This window comes from Paenibacillus sp. FSL H8-0168 (genome assembly GCF_038592955.1).
Classification (GTDB): Bacteria; Bacillota; Bacilli; order Paenibacillales; family Paenibacillaceae; genus Paenibacillus; species Paenibacillus polymyxa_B.
Map to the genome: position 1 here is coordinate 3,064,742 of NZ_CP151948.1, position 22,761 is coordinate 3,087,502.

At 44.4% G+C, this 22,761-nt stretch carries 21 protein-coding genes and 2 pseudogenes; 17 read left to right on the top strand and 6 right to left on the bottom strand.

The annotated features are described in order from the left end of the window. Positions 1-6 precede the first annotated feature (6 nt). A pseudogene (locus MHI21_RS13460) lies at positions 7-405 on the top strand (AraC family transcriptional regulator); the annotation flags it as partial. A 428-nt stretch (positions 406-833) separates the two neighbouring features. Here MHI21_RS13460 and MHI21_RS13465 read toward each other — a convergent pair. Next, positions 834-1,859, bottom strand: a complete 1,026-nt coding sequence (locus tag MHI21_RS13465) for a Gfo/Idh/MocA family oxidoreductase (RefSeq protein ID WP_165176853.1) — start codon at positions 1,857-1,859, stop codon at positions 834-836. Position 1,860: 1 nt separating this feature from the next. Next, the gene (locus tag MHI21_RS13470; protein ID WP_342418353.1) at positions 1,861-2,880 is read right to left on the bottom strand and encodes a Gfo/Idh/MocA family oxidoreductase; all 1,020 of its coding nucleotides are present in this window, start codon (positions 2,878-2,880) and stop codon (positions 1,861-1,863) included. A gap of 182 nt (positions 2,881-3,062) precedes the next feature. Here MHI21_RS13470 and MHI21_RS13475 point away from each other — a divergent pair, with 182 nt between their 5' ends. Continuing rightward, positions 3,063-3,929: a MurR/RpiR family transcriptional regulator gene (locus MHI21_RS13475; protein WP_342420209.1), complete on the top strand. Its 867-nt coding sequence runs from the start codon at positions 3,063-3,065 to the stop codon at positions 3,927-3,929. 77 nt (positions 3,930-4,006) lie between these two features. On the opposite strand, the gene MHI21_RS13480 is transcribed toward MHI21_RS13475, so the two are convergent. After that, positions 4,007-5,134 carry an FAD-binding oxidoreductase gene (locus MHI21_RS13480; protein WP_342418354.1) on the bottom strand — a complete coding sequence of 376 codons (1,128 nt, stop codon included), beginning with the start codon at positions 5,132-5,134 and terminating at the stop codon, positions 4,007-4,009. A gap of 149 nt (positions 5,135-5,283) precedes the next feature. On the opposite strand from MHI21_RS13480, the gene MHI21_RS13485 reads away from it, so the two are divergent. The 7 genes and pseudogenes from MHI21_RS13485 to MHI21_RS13515 form a co-directional block, all read left to right on the top strand. Next, entirely contained in the window at positions 5,284-5,991 is a 708-nt protein-coding gene (locus tag MHI21_RS13485; RefSeq protein ID WP_254325574.1) for a lantibiotic protection ABC transporter ATP-binding protein, read from the top strand. 1 nt (position 5,992) lies between these two features. Next, positions 5,993-6,724 carry a lantibiotic immunity ABC transporter MutE/EpiE family permease subunit gene (locus MHI21_RS13490; RefSeq protein ID WP_342418355.1) on the top strand — a complete coding sequence of 244 codons (732 nt, stop codon included), beginning with the start codon at positions 5,993-5,995 and terminating at the stop codon, positions 6,722-6,724. Between the two features lies 1 nt (position 6,725). After that, the gene (locus MHI21_RS13495) at positions 6,726-7,484 is read left to right on the top strand and encodes a lantibiotic immunity ABC transporter MutG family permease subunit (protein WP_342418356.1); all 759 of its coding nucleotides are present in this window, start codon (positions 6,726-6,728) and stop codon (positions 7,482-7,484) included. Positions 7,485-7,521: 37 nt separating this feature from the next. After that, entirely contained in the window at positions 7,522-8,181 is a 660-nt protein-coding gene (locus MHI21_RS13500; RefSeq protein WP_068938789.1) for a response regulator transcription factor, read from the top strand. After that, on the top strand, positions 8,172-9,569 hold the full coding sequence (locus MHI21_RS13505; protein ID WP_341161333.1) for a HAMP domain-containing sensor histidine kinase: 1,398 nt from the start codon (positions 8,172-8,174) through the stop codon (positions 9,567-9,569). Before MHI21_RS13500 ends, MHI21_RS13505 begins: the two co-directional genes overlap by 10 nt. Before the next feature lie 497 nt (positions 9,570-10,066). Beyond that, a complete protein-coding gene (locus tag MHI21_RS13510; protein WP_254325710.1) occupies positions 10,067-10,246 on the top strand; it encodes a hypothetical protein in 180 nt (59 codons plus the stop codon). Next, positions 10,212-10,379 (top strand): annotated as a pseudogene (locus MHI21_RS13515) (aldo/keto reductase); the annotation flags it as partial. The gene MHI21_RS13510 and the pseudogene MHI21_RS13515, both read left to right, overlap by 35 nt. 87 nt (positions 10,380-10,466) lie before the next feature. Here the strand turns inward: MHI21_RS13515 and MHI21_RS13520 are convergent. Further along, the gene (locus MHI21_RS13520) at positions 10,467-12,530 is read right to left on the bottom strand and encodes a fibronectin type III domain-containing protein (protein ID WP_342418357.1); all 2,064 of its coding nucleotides are present in this window, start codon (positions 12,528-12,530) and stop codon (positions 10,467-10,469) included. Between the two features lie 508 nt (positions 12,531-13,038). Between MHI21_RS13520 and MHI21_RS13525 the strand changes: the two genes are divergently transcribed. Then, positions 13,039-13,368 carry a DUF3817 domain-containing protein gene (locus MHI21_RS13525; protein WP_341161331.1) on the top strand — a complete coding sequence of 110 codons (330 nt, stop codon included), beginning with the start codon at positions 13,039-13,041 and terminating at the stop codon, positions 13,366-13,368. A 206-nt stretch (positions 13,369-13,574) separates the two neighbouring features. Here the strand turns inward: MHI21_RS13525 and MHI21_RS13530 are convergent, their stop codons facing one another. Together MHI21_RS13530 and MHI21_RS13535 are read right to left on the bottom strand one after the other, a co-directional pair. Then, a complete protein-coding gene (locus MHI21_RS13530; RefSeq protein WP_061828313.1) occupies positions 13,575-13,826 on the bottom strand; it encodes a YolD-like family protein in 252 nt (83 codons plus the stop codon). A gap of 201 nt (positions 13,827-14,027) precedes the next feature. Continuing rightward, positions 14,028-14,597: a TetR/AcrR family transcriptional regulator gene (locus tag MHI21_RS13535; protein WP_165176873.1), complete on the bottom strand. Its 570-nt coding sequence runs from the start codon at positions 14,595-14,597 to the stop codon at positions 14,028-14,030. A 128-nt stretch (positions 14,598-14,725) separates the two neighbouring features. Here MHI21_RS13535 and MHI21_RS13540 point away from each other — a divergent pair, with 128 nt between their 5' ends. The 7 genes from MHI21_RS13540 to MHI21_RS13570 all read left to right on the top strand — a co-directional run bounded on the left by MHI21_RS13540 (position 14,726) and on the right by MHI21_RS13570 (position 22,695). Continuing rightward, positions 14,726-16,198: a DHA2 family efflux MFS transporter permease subunit gene (locus MHI21_RS13540; RefSeq protein WP_165176875.1), complete on the top strand. Its 1,473-nt coding sequence runs from the start codon at positions 14,726-14,728 to the stop codon at positions 16,196-16,198. A gap of 208 nt (positions 16,199-16,406) precedes the next feature. Next, positions 16,407-17,942, top strand: a complete 1,536-nt coding sequence (gene nikA, locus MHI21_RS13545; RefSeq protein ID WP_342418358.1) for a nickel ABC transporter substrate-binding protein — start codon at positions 16,407-16,409, stop codon at positions 17,940-17,942. Position 17,943: 1 nt separating this feature from the next. Further along, positions 17,944-18,888 (top strand): nickel ABC transporter permease, encoded by a 945-nt coding sequence (nikB, locus tag MHI21_RS13550; RefSeq protein WP_342418359.1) that lies wholly within the window; start codon positions 17,944-17,946, stop codon positions 18,886-18,888. Further along, a complete protein-coding gene (gene nikC / locus MHI21_RS13555; protein WP_322172267.1) occupies positions 18,885-19,739 on the top strand; it encodes a nickel transporter permease in 855 nt (284 codons plus the stop codon). Before nikB ends, nikC begins: the two co-directional genes overlap by 4 nt. Positions 19,740-19,746: 7 nt before the next feature. After that, positions 19,747-20,583 (top strand): ABC transporter ATP-binding protein, encoded by an 837-nt coding sequence (locus MHI21_RS13560; protein WP_342418360.1) that lies wholly within the window; start codon positions 19,747-19,749, stop codon positions 20,581-20,583. Further along, a complete protein-coding gene (locus tag MHI21_RS13565) occupies positions 20,576-21,418 on the top strand; it encodes an ATP-binding cassette domain-containing protein (RefSeq protein WP_342418361.1) in 843 nt (280 codons plus the stop codon). Before MHI21_RS13560 ends, MHI21_RS13565 begins: the two co-directional genes overlap by 8 nt. After that, entirely contained in the window at positions 21,385-22,695 is a 1,311-nt protein-coding gene (locus tag MHI21_RS13570) for an MATE family efflux transporter (protein ID WP_342418362.1), read from the top strand. Before MHI21_RS13565 ends, MHI21_RS13570 begins: the two co-directional genes overlap by 34 nt. The last annotated feature ends 66 nt before the right edge of the window (positions 22,696-22,761 follow it).

Genomic DNA, 22,761 nt, shown 5'->3' on the forward strand with positions numbered 1-22,761 from the left:
TCTCCAGTGCAGGGACCTTATGGCGTCGAATTGGCTCAGATTGCAGTCGAAGGAAGCAGCACCTATCGAATCCGAGATGCTATTGACTATATCGTCCGGAATTGGGACCAGTCTTTTCGGATCGAAGATCTTGCAGACACCGCCAGCATGAGTGTTTCTTCGTTCCATCGGCATTTTAAAGAGGTAACCGCCATGAGCCCAATTCAGTTCCAAAAACAGCTGAGACTCCAGGAAGCCCGCCGTCTCTTATTAGCTGAATCGGCGGACGCCGCAGACGTCGCTTTCAGGGTCGGATACGAGAGTTCCTCCCAATTCAGCCGCGAATACTCCCGAATGTTTGGGGCTCCTCCAAGAGCGGACATTAAGCGATTGAAAGAAAAATACGACCAGGTCATGAATGACTGAGTATCTGGACCGATCGGTGAAGAAGAAAAAAGGACGGCCTTGGGCCGTCCCTTTTTCGGTATGCTTCGTTTAACTTCGCAGCGAGTTTCCTATTAAACCTGGAACGCCGACGAATTCCCCAACATTATTTAGGCGGTCTTCGGTCTTCAAGCCCAATTCGGCAGCAGCGTCTCACCCCGGTCTGTAGCAGGCGCGGGAGAGGGCTGTACGAAATGGCCCCGATCTACTCGGAAGCAGCAAAAGGCAGGATTTCTACCTCACACCTGACGTTTGACCAGGTTGTGCATCAGCTGGATCAATTCAAAGCGTACCCCCTCCTCCTTGGCAGAGATGGCTGATACAGAATGCTTGCCATTGATAAATATGCTTGATTTCTTCATTAATAGACATATAAGTTAAAACATTAATAGACATATAAGTTAAAACATTCAATTATCATTTAGAAATTTAGGGGTTGAACACAGTGAAAGTGGATCAGGGCCAAATACAAGATTGGCGGACTGCTTGGCCTCCTCGATGACCTTCATGACCTTTTCACTATGTTCAAGCATATCCGAAACTTTTTCCAAATCGTTTTCTCGGATGATACGGTCAAATTCAACGAATTCGTCATACATTCGATGCGAATGATCTTTAAAGTCCACCCGAATTGGCGTTTCCTTATTCGCAGTGTAATCAAAGTAGTCGCATATATTAGCTGAACTTGCCATGTGTATATGGCCCTTATTGCCTTGAATGTTCACGGCATTGGGGGCCGTACTATCTTTTGAACCTATGCAGACACACTTGAAATCACCGTAATCAAGCAGCAGCATACCTGAAGTATCAATTCCACGCTCCATGTTCGCCCAATACTCCACTTTCTTAGGGCTCCCGAAGAATCCAACAACAAAATGAATATTATATAAATTAATATCCATCAAGGCTCCACCAGACATTTCTGGATTAAACGCAGGCTGGATTATCCCCGCTTTGAAGGCTTCATACCGAGATGAGTATTGAGAATAGTTGCATTCAACGATTTTGATCTCACCCAGTTTAGGTAGATACTCCTTCATGGACAAATAATTTTTCAAATATTGATTTGTTATGGCTTCCACCAATATCAGTTTTCTTTGCTGAGCAATTTCTTTTAGCTCTAGGAATTCTTGCAAATTGGAAGTAAACGGCTTCTCACAAATGACATGTTTGCCACTCAATAATGCTTCTTTGGCATATGAATAATGAAGATGATTAGGCAGCCCGATATAAACTGTATCCACTTCACGATTCATCAGCATCTCGCTGTAATCCGAATAAATCTGAGAGATTCCATATCTATGTTGCCAATCCAGTAATTTTTCCTCATGACTAGGTCTAGAACAAATTGCCTTTAATAAAATAGTCGGGATATCCTGAATAAAGCTTAATAGATCCCCTACGATCATCCCTGCTCCGACAATTCCCAACTTCATTTTAGTTGCACTCCTCTATACCTTTTTCAAGTATTTCCATACAAATTATCGTCTCTTCGTCTTTAATCACTTTTTCTTTACCAAGTACGATCGACTGATAGATATCGTCATATACTCGAGCATAGTCTCCCTTTTCAGAAACGACTTTTTCTTCATGATACTCGCCTTTATCATCCAGATATGTTAAGATGCCGTAATGCTCGGGCTGGTCGATGCCGAAATCGGAGTGTCCCTTAGGCAGATAGTATAATTTCAGATGCTCCTCCTGACGATCCTTCGTTTGCTTTAAAAAAACGCCTTTTTTGCCGTATACAACAAAACCCGGCCGCTCTTTTAAGCGAAAAAAGCTGGATTTGATGGATACCTTGAGCGAGGGATAATAAAAATCCAGATCAAAGTAATCATTCATTCTCCCAGTACCCAGCAATTGACGAACATCATAATGGATTGTGTCCGGCTTCCCAAAATAGGAAAGAACCTGGTCAATGGTATGAACGCCATGTCCATATAGGTAACTGTTATATCTGGAAAAATGAGAAGTGGAGTTCGGGATCTCAGGGCGATAATAATCGTAATGCATCTCCACCTCCAGTGAATCTCCAAGCTTTCCTGATTCAATAACCTTCTGGGTAGTGAGGAAATCCGAATCGTAACGTCTATTCTGATAGCATTGTATAACCAGATTTTTCTCTTTAGCATATTGGAAGATCGACACGGCTTCTTCTTTGGTTAACATAAAAGGTTTCTCAACAAGTACATTTTTCCCGTGGTCTAGCGCCATTTTCGCATAAGAGTAGTGGGATTCTACAGGTGTACAGATAACAATCAACTGAATCTCCTTATCGTTCATTAAAGATTCTATATTATCTGTATACAGCACTTCAGGGATTTTTTTCCACTCCCTTTTATCTAGATTACGGGCATATATCGTCTTCACTTTCAATTCAGCTCTGTTCAATGAAAAAGGAAGATGATAACGGTTCGTGCTTTTCCCATTTCCAATATAACCAATGGTAAGCATATTATTTCCCCCTTAGGCTCTTTTTCATTTATTATAAAAGAAGAACGTTGATCGTAAAGGATTCGCCACCAAAATGGTACATTCAACCGATTATTTTTAAAAATGGTTGTTTATTTTTAAACAAAATGTTTATTTCATATTATTTTTCGAACGTTTTATTCAATTGAGCCGGGGTGAACCTGTTGAAAATACTAATACAATTATCAGAAATGCAAAACTTTACACCAAACGAAAAAAGCATTGCATCCTATATTTTGCTTCATAAGGAAAGTATCCTGCACTTAAATATTCAGGAGCTTGCAAAGGCAACGTATACTTCGCATTCCGCAATTAATCGACTAACACATAAACTTGGGCTATCAGGCTTCAAGGAGTTTATAATCAAACTTGCTCGGGAGTTTCAGCAGAACACCCAGAACATTTCCAATGTAGACCCCAACTATCCCTTCGGTTATGATGAATCCCCACTTCAAGTGGCGAAAGAAATTGCAGAATTAATGAAAGGAACCATTGAAAAAAACTTTACATTCATGGATGATGATTCATTGTCGCAAACAGCCCTATTGCTGGATCAAGCGAAAAGGATCTTTATATATGCGTTGGGCGATTCACAAATCCGTGCGAAAAGTTTTCAAAATAAATTGGTAAAAATAAACAAGTATGTGGTTATAGCTACGGAGCTGTCTGAATGGGCTTACCATACGGCTAATCTTACGACACAGGACTGCGCTGTGTTTTTAACTTATCACGGAAAGTCGCCGATTTTTTTAAAAGCAGCACGGCATTTCGCACATGAAAATATCCCTTTTATCACAATTACAGCAACCAATCAAAGTGAATTGGCCAAACTCTCTAATATCTGTATCCGGGTGCCTAATGACGAAGTAAAACATGCCAAGATTGGTACATTTTCGTCGCAAATTGCTTTTGACTATGTATTAAATGTGATCTATTCCTGTATCTATAAAATCGACTACTTGAAAAACATGCAAACCCTAACACAATCGTTGGAGAATTCGCATCTCAATGACATGATGAATGACGTATAAAATGAATATGCACTAAAACAAAAAGTCGCCAATATGGCGACTTTTTCAGTATATATATTGTTCTCCTCAGTCAAGAATCAACTTTCATCTATTGCTTTTCGAATATCATAATCATTGATATCGATATCTAAATTCATTCCAAGTGCCAACTTTGCCAGCTGATCTCCAATAAAGGGGCCCATGGTCAACCCGGATGCTCCAAGCCCATTTGCCGCTATAAGACCATCCCAGCCTGGAACAGCTCCGATCACCGGTAGAAAACCGGGTGTAAAAGGACGGAAACCAACTCTTACCTCCTGAAAAGTGCTGTTTGCTAAATCAGGGGCCAATTCTAAACCTTTATCCAGAATTTCCTGTATCCCCCCTGCTGTTACTCTCGTATCGTAACCTTCGATTTCATTTTCGTGAGTCGCCCCTATTACGATCTTTTGTTTATCAAAAGCCAGCAGATATTGATCAGAAGGCGGTATGACTACAGGCCAGGTGCCTGTGTCTTGCCTATTAGAAACCTGCAAATGCATAATTTGTGCTTTTTGATAACTAACCTTAAAATGAATGCCCAAGGGCAACAATAGTTGATTTGCCCATGCACCTGCACAAACAATGACCTTGTCAGACGAGAAGCTTTTTGCACCGACCACTACTCCTGTTACATGGTCGGACTCATATTGAAGCGTAGCATTTCCTTGTATAAGGACCGCCCCGTTTTTTTGTGCTGATCGGACCAACGCATCCCGCAGCGCACGCCCATCTATTCGGGCGGCACCGCTAATATGAACAGAATGATAACCTTCTACTAACAATGGAAACCGTTCATGGGTTTCTTTTTCATTTAGCCGGGTAATTTCACCGATTTCCGGTGCATCCGCTTGTCGTAAGTGTGCCCGCTCCTCCATTTTTTTGATTTTCTCCAAATCATCATGAATACTGAGAGCCCCCACTTTAGCATAGCCAGTTTCTGTTTCTCCCTCGCTTTTGAGTTCTTCAATCAACCCAGGGTAAAAACGCGCTCCCGCTTTGGCTAGCTGGTACCAAGCCTGATTGCGTCGCTGTGATAGCCAGGGACAGATAATGCCAGCAGCGGCATCAGTAGCCTGTCCTTTATCTTTACGATCTACAATAATGACATTAGCACCCATTTTTGCTAGATGGTATGCTGTCGATGCCCCCAGAATTCCTGATCCGATTACGATGACCTTCTTCATGATTACATCCCTTTCCTACATCACTGTATCCATTATAGCGAATAGTGCATGAATGCATAAAGTTTGAAATTAATATTTTAAATCCTTATAAAGTTCTTAGAATTGATCTTTAAAGTAGTTGTCAGAACAAATGAAAAGGATGAACTGATATGGATAACATTATTTTACAGACTAAAAATCTCTGCAAAACCTTCGGACGACAACAGGCGGTGAACAACGTCACACTGTCTATTCAGGAGAATTCCGTCTATGGACTACTTGGTCCAAATGGGGCTGGAAAATCAACCACCTTGAAAATGTTAACCGGTATGCTACGCCCGACATCCGGTGAGATTTTATTTCAAGGAAAACCCTGGTCCCGAAAAGATCTTGCTCAGATCGGCGCACTGATCGAATCCCCTCCACTCTATGAGAATTTGACAGCTAGAGAGAACCTCAAAGTTCGTACAACGTTGCTGGGATTGCCTGATTCGCAGATTGATGAAGTGCTGAACATTGTTGATTTGACCCATACCGGGAAAAAGCGCTCGGGCCAGTTCTCGATGGGTATGAAACAGCGGCTGGGCATTGCCATTGCTCTCCTCAATCATCCCAAGCTATTGATCTTAGATGAGCCAACCAACGGACTAGACCCCATTGGTATTCAGGAGCAACGCGAGTTGATTCGCTCCTTCCCGAAGCAAGGAATTACCGTAATTCTTTCCAGCCATATTTTATCCGAAGTCGAACAAATCGTTGACCATGTCGGTATCATTGCCGGCGGCGTATTAGCTTATCAAGAGGCGGTCACTCCAGGGCAAAACCTGGAATCGTTGTTCATGCAGATTGCACAGGAATACCGAAAAGGGGATGAGTAGGATGCAGCAATATATAGCCGCCGAACATCTAAAATTAAAGCGCACCTTCACAAAAAAGTTGGTCTGGCTTGCCCCCATCGCTACTCTTCTTCTGTGTACCGTACTCATGGGGGGACGTATGCTCCAAAGCGCCAGCTACAATTGGTGGTATTTCATGCTGCTGCCAGGTGCCCTCACCTTAATGTGCTCAGGAGTGATCCAAAAGGATGGCAAGAAGCTGAAATACCGTGCTGTCCTCGGCATGGCTGTAGATTTGGCTCAGGTATGGTACGGTAAAATCGGGGTTTGCGTAAGACTCTTAATGGTTTCCTTTATTGTCCTATTTATAGGGATAACTCTTGGCGGATTCGTATTCTCAACTTCCGTGACACTAGCAGGAAGCGTTGCTGCAACTCTAATCCTCTTCATCACCTTTTTGTGGCAAGTTCCACTTTGCCTGTTCCTGACGGACCGAATAGGCATGTTTGCCACTCTAATTATTAACATGCTGGGCAACGTATCTTGCACCGTTTTGTTCGCTACGTCCTCTGTGTGGTGGGCGGTCCCTTATGCTATTCCAGCCCGATTAATGTGCGCCGTCATTAAAGTGCTACCTAATGGGCTTACCGTTCCTTCAGGAGATCCGCTTTTGGATAAAGGCGTGATTGTGCCCGGCCTAGTGATCACAATCTGCCTGTTTATAATTCTGTCGATACTGACGGCGATGTCCTTCCGCAAGCGGGAGGCTAAATAAGATGATTTCTTTTTTCCGCTATCTGAAATCCGATGTGCTTAAACTTAGAAGGCAGCCCTTACTGCTTGTGCAGCTGTTTGTGCCGCTTTTAGGCATAGCAATCTTTCTAGCCTACTATTCCTTTACTCCATATTCACCGATTTCAAAGGTGGACGGCTATTTGCAGGTCTTGGCCGTAGTTCTACCTACCATGATTGGTATTGTCTGCTCCATTGCTGTTGAGCAGGAGGCAGTCGCTGGCAATTTCCAGCAGCTATTGATCTCGCCAGTGAAGCTGCTACCTTTCCTGAGCAAGCTCAGCCTGCTCCTGATCTTGGGATTTGGCAGTGTGCTGCTTGCCTCCGGTGGCTTTGGGGCTGGCTATATATATCTTATGAGAGAGTCACCGTATGGCTTGAAGTTTTATGTGTTGGCTGCCTGCATTCTGTTTATGTCCAGTGTATTCCTCTATTTTCTGCATTTTTTCATTAGTTTGCGGTTCGGCAAGGGAGCTTCCATCGGTCTAGGCATTATGGAGAGTCTATTGTCCGCTTTGCTTCTTACAGGGCTGGGGGATCATAATTGGATATTCATCCCTTCTGCTTGGGCTGCCCGGTTCATCACGATCTGGGTGCAATACGGTATAAACTCAGCAGTATCTATTCCTGAAGCTATACGGCTTGATTCGGGAGTCAGATATTGCGTAGTAGGGACCGTAGTCATCATGGTATTATTAGGATTATGGATTTGTCGTTGGGAAGGACACAATTCGTCGGAATAAAGACTAGAGTAAAGAAAGCAAGGGAAGTGAATTAAGCATGGCAAACTTGTTGGCCGTTGATGATGAACCCGCCGTTTTGGCACTCCTTCAAAATATTTTGCAGAAAGATGGCCATGTTGTCACGGTGGTCTCCGACTCCCCACAGGTTCTCACCATGCAGCTTGGAGCCTTTGACCTCATCCTGCTTGACGTGATGATGCCTACCATGGACGGGTTCACACTCTGTCGGGAAATTCGCAGCAAAATAGACTGCCCGATCCTGTTCCTCACCGCAAAATCCATGGAGAACGATGTGATGTTAGGGCTTGGGGAAGGGGCGGACGATTATATTGTCAAGCCGTTTGGTGCTGGAGAGTTGCGTGCAAGAATCAACGCCCATCTCAGACGGGAGAATCGTGAACGGCGTAATGTATTCTGCATCGGGGAAGTTCATTTCAATCTGTCCGGCAAGGAAATCACCGTTCAGAATGTTGTAGTCCCGTTTACCAAAAGCGAATATGAGATATGTAAGTTTCTAGCCCTGAACTGGGGACAGGTGTTCCCTAAAGAGCAGATTTACGAAGCTGTCTTCGGCTTGGATGGGGACAGCGATTCCGCCACCATCGTGGAGCATATTAAAAATATCCGAGCCAAGCTTGGCAAAGTAGAGGTTTCGCCAGTGGAGACGGTTTGGGGGATCGGGTACCGATGGAAGTAACCAAAGTACAGCAAACATGCAAGACAACCAAACTACGAACCATTTTTCTGGGTTATTTAGTTATGTTCTGTATCGGGACGATTGCGCTCGCTCTGTTCCTGGTTCTCATCTTCTATGTCCTGATGTCTTGTGGGACCATTCTCCCCGCGAACTATGCTGAGAATCAGGTGCGGGAGGACAAGACAATCATTGAAGCTGGCAAGACCCTACAGCCGGATTCTCGGCAGAAACTGTATAAATACGCATCATTCACTTCGGAAGGCCGCCTCAATGAGGGAAACCTTTCTGAAAAGCAGGCTCAAACTGCTTGGAGTGTTACGCAGCAGAACGATACTGCTTATCAATTTCCCTATAACTATGTAAAAGTCTCACATAATGATAAAGTTACTGTGATGCGCTATTCTGTCTCGGCTCAGTTTGAACTTCCTATCCTGCGTCAATACCTGCCGAACGCGGAATTGTCCTTTTTTGCCGTGTTCTGTATCGCCTTTCTGGGGGGAGGTGCCTTGCTGGCTTCCTCCTTCGGACGAAAGCTGGCACGTAAGATGAGTGGGTTGCAGCAGGCCACCAAGCAAATTCAAGCACAGGATCTGGACTTCTCAATCGAATTCAGTGGCGTGATGGAGATCGATCAGGTGCTGCATTCCATGGATAAAATGAAAGAAACGTTAAAGACTTCGCTTCACAAACAGTGGAATCTGGAAAGATCACGTCGCGAGCAAATATCCGCCCTGGCACACGATGTCAAAACACCACTCACTATCGTTCGTGGAAACGTAGAGCTGCTGTCCGAGACCGATCAGTCCGAAGAACAAAAGAACTATACGGATTATATATCGGAAAGCACCAGGCAGATGGAGCAGTATATTAAGACTCTTATTGAAATTTCAAAAGCGGAAACGCTTGTCACCCTGCGGGCGGAAACGATGGATGCTGACTTCTATTTAACGAAAGTGAAAGATCAGATAATAGCCTTGGCTGCTGTCAAAAAAATATCTGTAGCATTCGCTGCATATAACCTCCCTAAGACGCTGTATGCAGACCCAGTTCTACTTGAGCGAGCCATTATGAATGTTGCTTCTAATGCTGTAGATCAGGCGCCTGAATATAGCGAGATCCAGCTGACCGTAGAGTCTGTGGAAGACTGCATTCGGTTCAGCATCTTAGACGAAGGCCCAGGCTTCTCTCCAGAAGGCCTCAAACAGGCCGCCGAGCAGTTCTATATGGGTGACTCGTCCAGAAGAATAAATGGACATTACGGTATGGGTCTGTATATAACAAAATCCATTGTCAATCTACATGGCGGAAAGCTGATCATCACCAACTCCACCCAGACAGGCGGCGGACAGGTAAGTATTAAAATTCCACTCAGGTCATTACCGATATGATCGTCAAATTTTTAAAAAAAGATCATCTACTATCTAGGTTAGTTCGATTTCATCAGGCATACGCCTCTTCCTTGTTCTATGCTTAAACGATATAAAACGCTACTGACATTTATATATCAGTAGCGTTTTATCATTTTGCATCGGAATGAAGACACTCCTGACACAACCAATGTCGGTGAAGGAGTTAAAACCTATTATCCAGCTTCAATTAGATGAGAGCAACATATCAAATAATGAATGGTATGATAGGCTTTACGATTACCAAAAAAAAAAAGATAGATCAGTAGCTGCAAGAACTTCAGGAAATTAAGGATATGATTGAATTGAAACTACAAACCGGGCAAAAATTTGGTCATAACTTTTTGCCACTTAAGACCCAAACTTAATCTATTTTAAAATTGGATTTTTCTGCTTGACCTAGTGTTTACACCAGGTTGTAAGATGTGCATTAGAGTCCCTCCAAGGATTCCACATCATACAAAAGGGAGCTTATAAACATGAACAATACAATAGCAATAGGAAAAACAGGATTAAAAGCATTTAAACTTGGTTTTGGAGCAGGTGTGGTAGGTAATTCAATGATGTATCCAAAAGTCGATGATACTCTAAGCCGACAATTAATTAGAACTGCCCTTGCAAAAGGCGCTAGCTTGGCTATTAACGCGTCCAGCCGTTGATCTAATTATTCCAGGTGCAACCAAGCCTGATCAAATCGAGTCCAATCTTCAAACTCTGGGTGTTCGACTAACAAGTGACGAGCTTAAGCAACTCGATATTCTTTTCAATCAAGATAACTTGTTTACAGAGTAACAGATTGTCATTGTTCTACATGCACTTCCTAATACACAAAAAGGATTCTAAAGTGAAAACTCTAGAACCCTTTTTGTGTAGAAGTATTTATTTTGTAATCGTAATTTGTTTGGATGCAGTATTATAGTTCACCTGATACCCCGAAAGCTCGCTAATCACTCGTAATGGAACCAGCGTGTAGCCGTTAACAATAACCGGAGCTGTGATATTCGTCGAATAACTCCGGGAGTTGTTTAACTCATACACAGCAAGGGTAGAATTCTTGACTTGAAGCACTACTTGTTTGCCGTCTGTAGGTCGAGTCAGAATGATCTTTTTGGTCGCCTTTTCATAATTCACCTCGTAACCTATCCGTTCACTGATAAAGCGCAGCGGAACCATCGTCGCCCCATTTATGATTCGCGGAGCCTGAGCCATCGTCGTAGCACGACCATCGACATAAGCTGATTTAGCTCCTGGTGTCAGGGTGAACGAAGTTGAATATGAGGAAACCGCATTGTTAGGGTATGAGGACGTTGTACCAGAAGTTGTTGTTGTAGTAGAACTCGTCCCGGATGATGAACTACTAGTACCAATCGCTCTATTGCGAATAGCTTCTAACCGATCCAGCAAATCGCTTTTACGGGTTCCGCTCGGCAGATCACTGATTGCATCTCTGGCAGAACGCCAGTCCGAGGCATTCAGACTGTTTTCTGCAATTCGCATCAAATCTCTCGCTTTCTCATAATTCGATGAACTAGATGAAGAAGAAGAAGAAGAAGAATAGTAACCATCCGAATCCGTGCGTTCTGATATCTTTACACCGCTAGATTCTCTTCCATTACTATTGACTGTCACGACCTTAATCTCATACCAGCGTCCTTCTCGCAAATCCGTGATTTTATAGGACTCAGAGCTTGTAGTTCCCTCATAATCACCATCAACATATATCTTTACCTTGTCGGCTTTACTCGGCATATCGTAGGTGATTTTGATCCAGGTGTCGCTCTTACTATCTACTTCAAGATTGGACACTTCTGACGAATTGGAGGACGTACTGTCCGTTGTGGCAGTCAGTCTCACACCAGAGGACAATGCACCTGTGCTTCGCTTGGACCTAATCGTGAACGTGTAGGTCTGGCTTGCCGAAAGATTGTTGAATGTATAGGATGATCCTGTTGAATCAGTTACCAGTTGCCCATCCTTATACAGACTGACCGTATTAATTCCGCTAGGTCTTGTCCAGGAAACAGTAACGCTATAGTTATTAACTGATGTTACTGAAGCTCCTGTCACTTCGGGCACTGTATCAACGGTGAGCGCTGAGGTCGTAACCGGAATACTGATTCCTCCAGATATGTTGCCGGATTTGTCAATAGTCTTGACCAGTACTGTATAGTTTGTGGAAGCAATCAATCCACTGAATGAATAGGACGTCCCTGTAGTTCGCTGCACTTCCTTACCATTTAAATAGATGATCGCTTGGCTCAGGTCAGCATCCTTAGGCAATATGTAATTTACGGTAAAAGCGTTATATCCTACATTCGTAGCTGTCAGCCCGCTTACCTCTCCTGGAGGTGTCTTATCCACAGGACCATCAACGGAAGCCGTTTTAGCCTGTATTGTCGTACCTAGAGATTCATCTCCACTCTTATTCACCGTTTTCACGCGAAAGGTATATGTCGTGTTCGGCTGTAAACCGCTCATCATATAAGAGTTACTTCGAATGTTATCTACATATACATCGTTAGTGACATTTACCACTTTTATGTGGTCAAAATTAATGTCCGACGGATTGGTCCAGAACAAATTTACTTTTGTTGTTTCTGTAGGAATCGCTGTCAGATTGCTTATCTCTGCCGGCGCGATATTCGCAGTAACCATTTGGCTCGACATTACTTTTAGCATTTGGTTAAGATAGGTGTTCTGACCGTAGCCTTTTGTTAACGTAGTCACTTTCGTGCCTGAAGTAACAGGTACATGACGGCCTTGAGCGGTTGCTAATTTGGTATGTAACTGTGCTGTATTCAGGCCTGTCAGATTTGAGTTATGCCTTTCAATCGACAACGCGCTAGCCACTGCATCGGGTGCCAAAATGCCATATCCCGTATTCAAAATCAGTGTAGCCGTTGCGAACGGAGCCATCCATTGACGCAAACGTTTTTTATTCATGATCTAAGCTCTCCTTGATACCAGTATGGAAATTTTATTTGTCAAAACTAATAAGTCAAGCTTACAAACCCTTCTGCTGCAATCCAGCTTTTAAAATTAACACTATAATGAACAGACATTCATTTAACTGTTATCGGAATTTCCATACAAAATGTTTAGGCTTCACACTAGCTTTTTTACAGATAGGGGTCGCGCAAACAATATATTCTAAGCCTTCGAACTACACCAGCTTAGTGTTTTTTCTTACTCCAAGCCATCTTTCTAAGCCCCATTGTTTGTTTCAACAATTTAAACGAAATTACGATTATCGTTTCCGGGGACGCTAAGCTGTGGGACGTTGGAATCAGCGAAATGAAGCATTGGCGGGAGATACTTCAATCATGTGAAAGCTCTGACATAACCTTTGGATTCAGCTATAAATATTCGATATATCGTAACTTTCTACCGTTTAATAACATTGCATTATAGGATATATTAAATTTTAAGCAATAGGAGAAGGAGGTGTATTATGTTCAAAAATGCCTTTAAGATGTTTGGTGTTATTGGTAATATTGAAGCGATTTCATATCTGCTGCTTGTGTGTATCGCTATGCCACTTAAATACGCAGCTGGAATGCCACAAATGGTAAGCTGGGTGGGTATGATCCATGGGGTACTGTTCGTGGCCTATGTTCTAGCGACTGTGGTCATGCTGATTCTGCGAAAAATAACGCTACTACAAGGTCTTGCAGCCTTGATTGCCTCGCTGTTGCCGTTTGGTCCCTTCATTTTTGATCGTAAGGTGCTTAAGAAAGCCGAAGCACGTGCCAGTCATACCAGCCCGATAAAAGCTACATAAGCATGTGCAAGGGAAAGTGCCAACACAATAACGTTGCTTTCTCTTCCCACTCATGCAGCAGTATACAAAAACAACCGATGGCGCTAAACCACTCGGTTGTTTTTGTATACGCGAATTGTAAATTGTTACTTTCCCACGCAGTAAGGGAGACTCTAACTTTGTCATTCTTTTCTTCCCTATCTGCTATATTTATGTAATCACAACAACTAATCTCTCGGGTAATTTACACTCATAATATCCATAAAAGGAACTTTATCCGTTTCTCCATTACTCTCTACATGAACCTTTCCTGTTCTCGGGTCCATTTTAACAATTTGTCCACGGGTTGTTTCTTCGCGTCCCCATACGGTCAATACAACTTCGGATTGCTCTCGTTGTGCTTCTACAAGCTGATTCCCGATTTCCTCCAGTACAAATTCATCCCGAGTAGGCCGTTTGGGTACCTTCGCTTTTGCCACTTGCTATCACCCTTCCTTCGTGCAAAATCAAAATCAAATTCATTCTATTTTACCATACTTTTCATCATTTGGTGCTGGTAATGTGAGTAAAATTACGTCTCAAAACCACAAAAAAGCCGAGTTCTCAAAAACGAGAACATCGGCTCTCTAAAGTTGCTTGTTGGAGCTCATTAGGAGAGATTGAAAATCGAAGAGACAGGATTATTTGACCAACTGTGGAATGTAATCCACGATATTATAAATAGGAGCACTGCTCTGTTGCGTAACGGCCAAAATCAATGCACCTTCGAGCATCGAAATGATAAGTACCGCCAGACTGTGTGCCTTTTCCTCTTCCCAGCCCGAATCCTGAAGGCGCTCCATATAGATGTGCTGCCAATCTGTAAACGTATTCACACAGGCATGACGTAGCGATTCACTAATACAGGAAGTTTCCGCAGCAGCCCAGAAACCAATCGGCATGAAGTCGTTAAAGCCGGTACGGTCTGCCTCCTCAGCTGTATTACGAATAAAATCCTGAATGGCTAATACTGGATTATCATTCCCGTCCAGTGTCTGTTTTAATTTTTGCTTTATAAACTCATTCCCTCTTTTTATGCACTCCAAAGCCAATTCTTCTTTACCACGCGGAAAATAATAATAAAGTGAGCCCTTCGGTGATCCACTCTCCGCAAGAATCTGATTCAGTCCGGTCGCGTGATATCCCTGATGAAAAAAGAGCTTCGATGCGGTTTGTACGATATTCTCGTATGATTCGGGTTTAGCAGCCATATACAGCATCCTTCATTATATAGTAGTTATAACTTATACTTTGACAAAAAAATAACAACATGTTTATTATATATAGACCGATCGTTATAATTCAATACCCATTAATTTATTGGAGGAACAAAAACAACATGAGTACAAAGAGTCAAACAAGTTCACCCTCTGAACCCAAAACGTTCAAGGTGCTACCTATTATGATTGCCCTGCTCCTTAGTGGCTTTATTGGAATGTTCAGTGAAACGGCACTTAACATTGCACTGAATGATTTGATGCAGATTTTGCATATTACAACTGCAACAGCCCAATGGCTGACTACCGCTTATCTGCTGACACTCGGTATTTTAGTACCTGTATCGGGATTGCTGATTCAAACCTTTACGACAAGACAGCTGTTTGTTACGTCGTTGCTGTTCTCAATAGCTGGTTGCCTCGTTGCTGCACTTTCACCTACTTTTTCAGTGCTATTGATCGCTCGTATTCTTCAGGCCATTGGTACAGCGCTGTTATTGCCGTTGATGTTTAACACCATCTTGATCATTTTCCCGGCTGAAAAGAGAGGCGCGGCTATGGGGATCATCGGATTGGTCATTATGTTTGCACCTGCGGTGGGACCTACCATTGCAGGACTGGTACTGCAAAATCTGTCTTGGCACTGGATCTTCTGGATTTCTCTTCCGTTCTTGGTTCTCTCGCTGATTTGCGGTATTTTATTTATGCAAAACGTTTCAAAAACGACCAAGCCTAAAATTGATCTTTTATCTATCCTCCTGTCTTCCATTGGCTTCGGCGGTGTTGTGTTTGGTTTCAGTAAATCTGGAGAAGGTGGCGAAGGTTGGGCTAGCCTGATGGTTCTGCTTCCTGTGATTGTCGGTCTGGTATCGTTGATACTGTTCTCTGTACGTCAGTTGAAGATGAAGCAGCCTATGTTGAACTTGCGTGTGTTTAAATATCCTATGTTCGTGATCGGCGTTATTATGGTGTTCTTATGTATGATGACGATCCTTTCTACGATGCTGATTCTTCCACTCTTTTTGCAAAAAGGGCTGGCTCTGTCTGCTCTAACAGCAGGTTTGGTACTTCTGCCTGGTGGGATTATCAACGGTCTCTTGTCTCCCATTATGGGCTCCCTATTCGATAAGTTTGGTCCCAAATGGCTTGTTATTCCAGGCCTTGTGATTGTGGCCGCTGTTTTGTTTTTCATGTCCGGCATTACAACAACTTCAACTCTCGTACTCATTATTGTGCTTCATAGTTGCTTGATGATCGGCATTTCCATGATTATGATGCCAGCTCAGACAAATGGACTTAACCAGCTCCCTATGGATCTATACCCAGACGGAACGGCCATTATGAGCACGCTCCAACAAGTTGCTGGTGCTATCGGTACAGCCGTAGCGGTAAGCATTCTCTCGAAAGGCATGGACAGCTATTTGAGCCAATCCAGTATGCCTGAATCCGTAAATGAAATGGCCAATGCCATGGCAATCGGATCACAAAATTCATTTTTCTTTGCGATGATCATCAGTGTGATCGGGTTGATCCTTGCGTTTTTCATCCGCAGAGTTCATGTTGAACATGGCACTGCCAAAGCACCCATGCATTAATTCATAAAATTTTTGCCATTCCAAATTAAACATATCTAAATATACTTAAAGGCTGCTAACCATCTCACTATTGGTTATGCAGCCTTTTTTATATGGATTTACATACACATTCATCAATTACATATTTACAAAGCTCCTTCATTTGGTTACGATATGATTTATGAATTAAAGCGTAAAAATTACGATTACTATTAAGGAGGACTCCCTGTTGTTTAAGCGTTCGTATTTTAAACTATTTATACCTGCGGTAATGGCGGTGATGATGGCAGCCTGTGCTTCATCTCCGTCAGCTTCACCCTCTCCATCTGCTGCACCACAAGATAAAAGTGTCACCTTATTGTTTAACGTGCAAAGCCCTTCTATAGATCCTCATTCAGATGTAAATTACACAGCTGTTCGTGCTGGAGTAAGTGAAACACTGATCAAAGTGAACAAGGATCTCAAGCTGGAAGCTTGGCTTGCAGAGAAATGGGACAGCAAGGACGGACAGCACTGGACCTTCAACATCCGACCAGGTGTGAACTTCCACAGCGGTAAAGCCGTCAATGCCGCTGCTGTCAAAGCCTCTTTGGAAAGAGCGCTAAAGCTCAATCCATCGGTCAAAAATGCGCTACATATCCGTGATATTCATGCGGATGGACAGATTTTGACCATTACGACAGACAAGCCTTTCCCAGAATTTGTGTCTGAGCTGGTTCATCCGAATACCGCTATTATAGACACCACAGCTACAGATGGCTTCCCATCAGGGACGGGACCGTTCAAGGTTGCCAGCTTCCGTGCTGGAAGTGAACTGAATTTAGATCGCAATGAACAATATTGGAACGGTGAAGTAAAGTTGAAACATGCCAAATTCATGTTTAACGAAGACGCCAATGCACGTCAGCTTGCTTTTCAAGCCAAAACTGCTGATATTGTGTATCGCCCGCCAATTGAAAGCCTGGAGCTATTGAAAGCTGATTCTACCGTTAAGGTTGACTCGCTTCCTAGTTTGCGAACACATCAGCTTATTTACAATATGAACAATAACGATCTGAAAAAGACGGCTGTACGTAAAGCATTTGATAACCTGATTAACCGGGATGAGATCGCCAGTGGTATCATGTCTGGTCAGGGAACCCCTGCTCAAGGCCCGTTCTTGCCCAACTTTCCTTTTTCACCGGAATATATTACGAAACAGTTTGATTTGAATGCTGCCCGAGAAGGCTTCAAGCAAGCTGGATATACAGTACAGAACGGAAAAGTTGCGAACCCCGACGGCAAGCCGCTTCATCTTACATTGCTAACTTACCAGTCGAGAGCGGAGCTTCCACTCATCTCTCAGCTTATTCAGGCTAACGCTAAAGAACTTGGCATTACGATTGATATCCGTCAGGTTGATAATATTGACGAATATCTTGCCGCTCATCAGGATTGGGATTTAGCGACTTATAGTAGCATTACAGCCCCGCGCGGCGATGCAAGCTATTTTCTGAATGCGGCTTACATCCCTGAAGGAGCACTGAATTATGGGCGTGTGCATGTACCAGAACTCACGGGTATGATTTCACAGCTGAACACAACCGTGAATGAGGAAGAACGCAACAAGCTGGCGCTGAAGGCTGTCACGCTGATTGACCAAGAAAATCTGCAATCCTTTCTGGTCCATCCTAACAACGTAGTGGCCTATCGCGATTACGTACATAACTGGGTAACTAGCCAAAGTGAATACTACTTGCTGACCCAGGACCTGGATGTGAATTAGCATGTTCAAATCCATCGCCAAAAAGTTTCTTGAACTGGTTTTGTTCTTTCTTATTCTTTCCTTTGTGAGCTTCTGTCTGCTTAAGCTTGTTCCAGGCGATCCCGTCCAGAGCATTCTCCGAGTCGATGATGTAGCTGTGTCCAATCAGCAAATTATGGATATGCGCAGCCAACTGGGGCTGGATCAATCATTGCCTGTGCAATATGGTAAGTGGTTGATTCAGTTGCTTCAGTTTGATTTTGGACAATCTTATTTAACCCATCGTCCGGTATTCACAGAGTTTATGGAAAAACTGCCTTATACACTTCTGTTGACCGGAGGCTCCCTGTTCATTATGCTGCTGATAGCTCTACCGCTCGGAACGATGGCAGCGCTCTACCGTAACCGTTGGATTGACAGAGCCAGTCGTGTGTTTGCCTTAATCGGCTCCTCGATTCCCAGCTTTTGGATGGGGCTTTTGTTTATCGAATGGTTTGCAGTTAAATTGCGCATTTTGCCGTCTATGGGTGAAGGAACCGCTTTTCATTTGGTACTCCCTTCTCTTACCTTGGGATTGGCAATGGCAGCCGTTTATGTACGAATGATCCGCGCAAGTCTGATTGAAAGCTCGGGGCAAGACTTTATCAAAGCGGCGCAAGCCCGTGGAATCAGCCCCATCCGCATTTTTTTCAGACACATGCTCCGTCACAGTCTAGTTCCACTCATTACGGTATTCAGTGAGAGTATAGGCAGCCTACTGGGAGGCACTGTCGTGATTGAAGTGCTATTTGCCTATCCGGGGCTGGGCAAATGGATTGTGGATGCCATTGCTGCAAGGGATTACCCCATTATTCAGGGCTATACCGTATTTATGGCTGCATTCATTGTATGTATCAATATTTTGGTAGAGCTGTCCTACCGTTGGGTCAATCCTGAAATCGCTTTGAAGGAGAAACGTTTATCATGATAAAATCCGTACATGCGGGAAACGGGCAGCTCACTAGAACACGATTGTCCAAAACATGGATCGTGTCGCTCTCCATCCTGCTCATTCTTGCAGCAATTACAGTCGTTCCGTTGCTTGCTCCGCAAGATCCGTATCGTATCCAGATGGGGAATCGACTACAATCGATCAGCGCTACGCACTGGCTGGGAACGGATCATTTGGGCAGAGATGTACTATCTAGAGTCATAGCTGGACTTCGGACGACTGTAGGAACCAGTTTGTTGATTTTGGCCGTTTCGCTGGTTGTCGGGGTCCCTCTTGGTCTGCTTTCAGGATTTATTGGAGGCTGGATGGATCGTGTATTCAAACGGGTGGTTGATGCCTTCATGACATTACCTGATTATATTTTTGCCATTGTACTGAGCGGTTTGCTCGGACCAGGCTTAGTAAATCTTATTTTCGCGGTGACTGCGGTAAAATGGGTTGGTTATGCACGCCTGGTGCGTAGTACCGTTCTGGCAGAAAAGCAAAAGGATTACATTTCGTTATCCATACTGGCGGGCACCTCCTCCCTGCGGATTGTCATGCGGCATATTCTCCCCCATGCAATTGGGAATGTTCTTGTGCTGGCTACGCTGGATATCGGCAAAATCATTTTAATGATTGCCTCCCTATCTTTTTTGGGCTTAGGTCCACAGCCGCCAATTCCTGAATGGGGTACGATGCTGAATGAAGGACGAGCGTATTTTCAAATGGCTCCCCACCTGATGCTGGTTCCAGGGATAGCTGTCGTGCTAACAGTGCTACTGGCGAACGTATTGGGAGACAAACTGCGCGACCGTTATGATGTTAAAACCCGGACAGAGGAGTGAGCTGTACATGCTGACTATTGAAGGCTTAACGATTCGGACAAATGTAAAAACGATTGTAGAGCAACTGGAGCTTGCCATTCGTCCGGGGGAATGGTGTGCTCTAGCCGGCGAAAGCGGTAGCGGCAAAAGCATGACGGCGTTCGCTATCGGCGGCCTTCTCCCCTCTTCTGTTACAGCGGAAGGAATCATTGCGTGGAAGGACAATAATTTGCTGGCCCTATCCGCTAAACAACGACGTTCTTTGCTTGGTAGTGAAATATCTTACATTTTTCAAGACTACCACGGGGCTTTCACCCCCTTTCTGCGTGTAGGCAGCCAACTGGACGAGCTGATGCGCGCCCATGGCAAACAAGATCGCAAGGCGCGCAAACAGCGCTGTATCGAGGTGCTGGAGCGCGTACAGCTTCCCTCCGAGCGTGTGTACCGCAGCTATCCGTTCCAGCTCAGCGGCGGTCAATTGCAACGGGCAGCTATTGCGGCTGCACTACTGCTAGAGCCGAAGTTGCTTATTGCCGACGAGCCTACAACAGCGCTGGATACGCTCACAGCTCATCGGGTGCTCCAACTCATTGACCAAATCCGGACGGAGACGGGTATTTCCGTCTTGTGGATAACTCACGACCTGCGTCATGTACGCAAGTATGCAGATCGAATCGCAGTGATGTGCGAAGGTTCACTGGTTGAAACTGGTGAAACGCAAGCGGTGCTGAATCATCCGGCCCACCCGTATACTCGTCGTCTACTGGCGGCTATTCCGCCGCTGTCTCCGGGCGCTCCAGCACGTTTGCCTTACAACAGCACTGAAGAACAGAACGCAATGGAAAGGAGCGCTTTACATGAATAATCAAGCCGCCTGCGCTCAGCGGCAAGACACGTCTAATCCTGTCGTGACCGTCTCCGGTTTGACGAAGGATTACGCTGGAGGCAAAACGGTGCTGCAAGATGTTGCTCTGACGATCTCCCCCCGAGAATGTCTGGGCATCGTCGGGGAAAGCGGCAGTGGGAAAAGCACACTCGCTCGCTGTATTTTGACATTGGACCCATTTGAACAAGGTGAGCTTAGACTGGATGGGCAGTCTATCCGGGGATTAAAGCGGAGCGAATTAAAACGGATTCGCAGCAGGCTGGGTGCAGTTTTTCAACATCCATCTGCGGCTTTGAACCCCAGACTAACCATCCTGCAATCCCTACTGGAACCACTGGACCAGCTTAAGTACTATGTTCCTTCCTTTATGGCGGGTATGTCCTCAGAACGTCGGGATATAGCAGAACATTTGCTTGATATGGTAAAGCTTCCAGCCAGCTATCTGGACAAGTTTCCACATCAGCTCAGCGGTGGGGAAAAGCAGCGTGTAACCATCGCACGTGCCATCAGCACAGAGCCGGATTTTATCGTATTGGACGAGCCAACGGCTAGTTTGGATGTGACTACACAAGCCACCGTTTTAAATCTGCTCAAGGATTTGCAGGATGAACTAGGACTGGCTTATCTGTTTATCTCACATGATCTGGCGGCTGTGCACTTTATGAGTGATCGAATCATGGTCATGAAAGAAGGCAGTGTGCTTGAGCACTTTCCCAAGGAATCATTATTTCACTCGGATCGCCATCCCTATACACAATCATTACTGGAGGTTTTTTCAACATGTTGCCTTCCCACCGAGCCTATCTTGCTTTAGCTATCCCTTTAATTATTTCGACGATTACAACCCCGCTGCTCGGTGCGGTGGATACAGCTGTAATCGGTCATTTGAGCCATTCCGCGTATTTAGGCGGTGTAGCGGTGGGCACTCTTATTTTCAATACTTTATATTGGCTGTTTGGCTTCCTGCGAGTCAGCACATCAGCTTTCACGGCACAAGCCGCGGGGGCACAAAATAACGACCAGAGCATAGCTGCTCTCATGCGCCCACTGGCCATTGCTCTACTCATTGGTGCGGTATTCATTGTGTTACAAAAGCCAATTCTGCTAGCTTCTCTTCAGCTAATCCATCCGGCTCAGGATGTAGCGGCGCAGGCAGCAATTTATTTTAACATTCGTATTTGGGGAGCCCCTCTTACATTGGTGAACTATGTGCTGCTTGGCTGGCTGATGGGATTATCCCGTGTGAAGGCTACATTATTTTTGCAAATTTCAATGAACGTAATCAATATGGTATTAGCTATTGTATTTGCACAGATCATGCATTGGAATGTCACTGGTGTAGCAAGCGCTACTCTGATTGCGGAGGCTCTTGCATGTATATTGGGTCTAGTTCTGGTGTTCCGCTCATTGATTTGGAGAGAATGGAAGCAAAGCGGACAGATGAATTGGCGAGGTTGGTTTGGAGCCTCAGAGTTGAAAAGTGTCATGGCAACAAACCTTGATCTTATGATTCGTACAGCCTGTCTGCTGACGATGTTTAATCTGTTTACGGCGCGCAGTGCGAGCTTTGGGACCGATCAGTTGGCGGCGAACGCTATTTTGCTACAGATCCACTATATTATGGCTTACTTTTTTGATGGGTTCGCTAACGCCAGTAGCATTATGACGGGTCAGGCTCGGGGTGCCGGGGATCGAAAAATGCTGCAAAGGGTTATTCACTTGTCCTGGTTCTGGACACTGGTGACCAGCGTAGTGACGGGAGGATTATATTTCGCACTGAAAGAGCCGCTTATCTCGCTATTTACGGATAATGCCACAGTGATTAGTCTTACAGGTCCTTATAATGGATGGCTTGTGGTCTTTCCGCTGGCAGCCGGGCTGGGACTGGTATTCTACGGTGTGTTTACGGGGATGACGGTAACGTATCCGATCCGTAATTCGATGCTGATCTCATTGCTCTGCTTTTTGATCGCTCTCTTCTGGTGCGTTCCCCATTATGGGAATCACGGACTTTGGCTGTCCTTTATCGTGTTTGCACTAGGACGGTCACTGTTTCTTGTAATCTATTTACCTCGCTTGCAGAGGATATAATAGCACCTGATTTATATCGCTCTCAAAAACAAAGGATGTCCCATCCACCATGTACGTGGTGTTGGG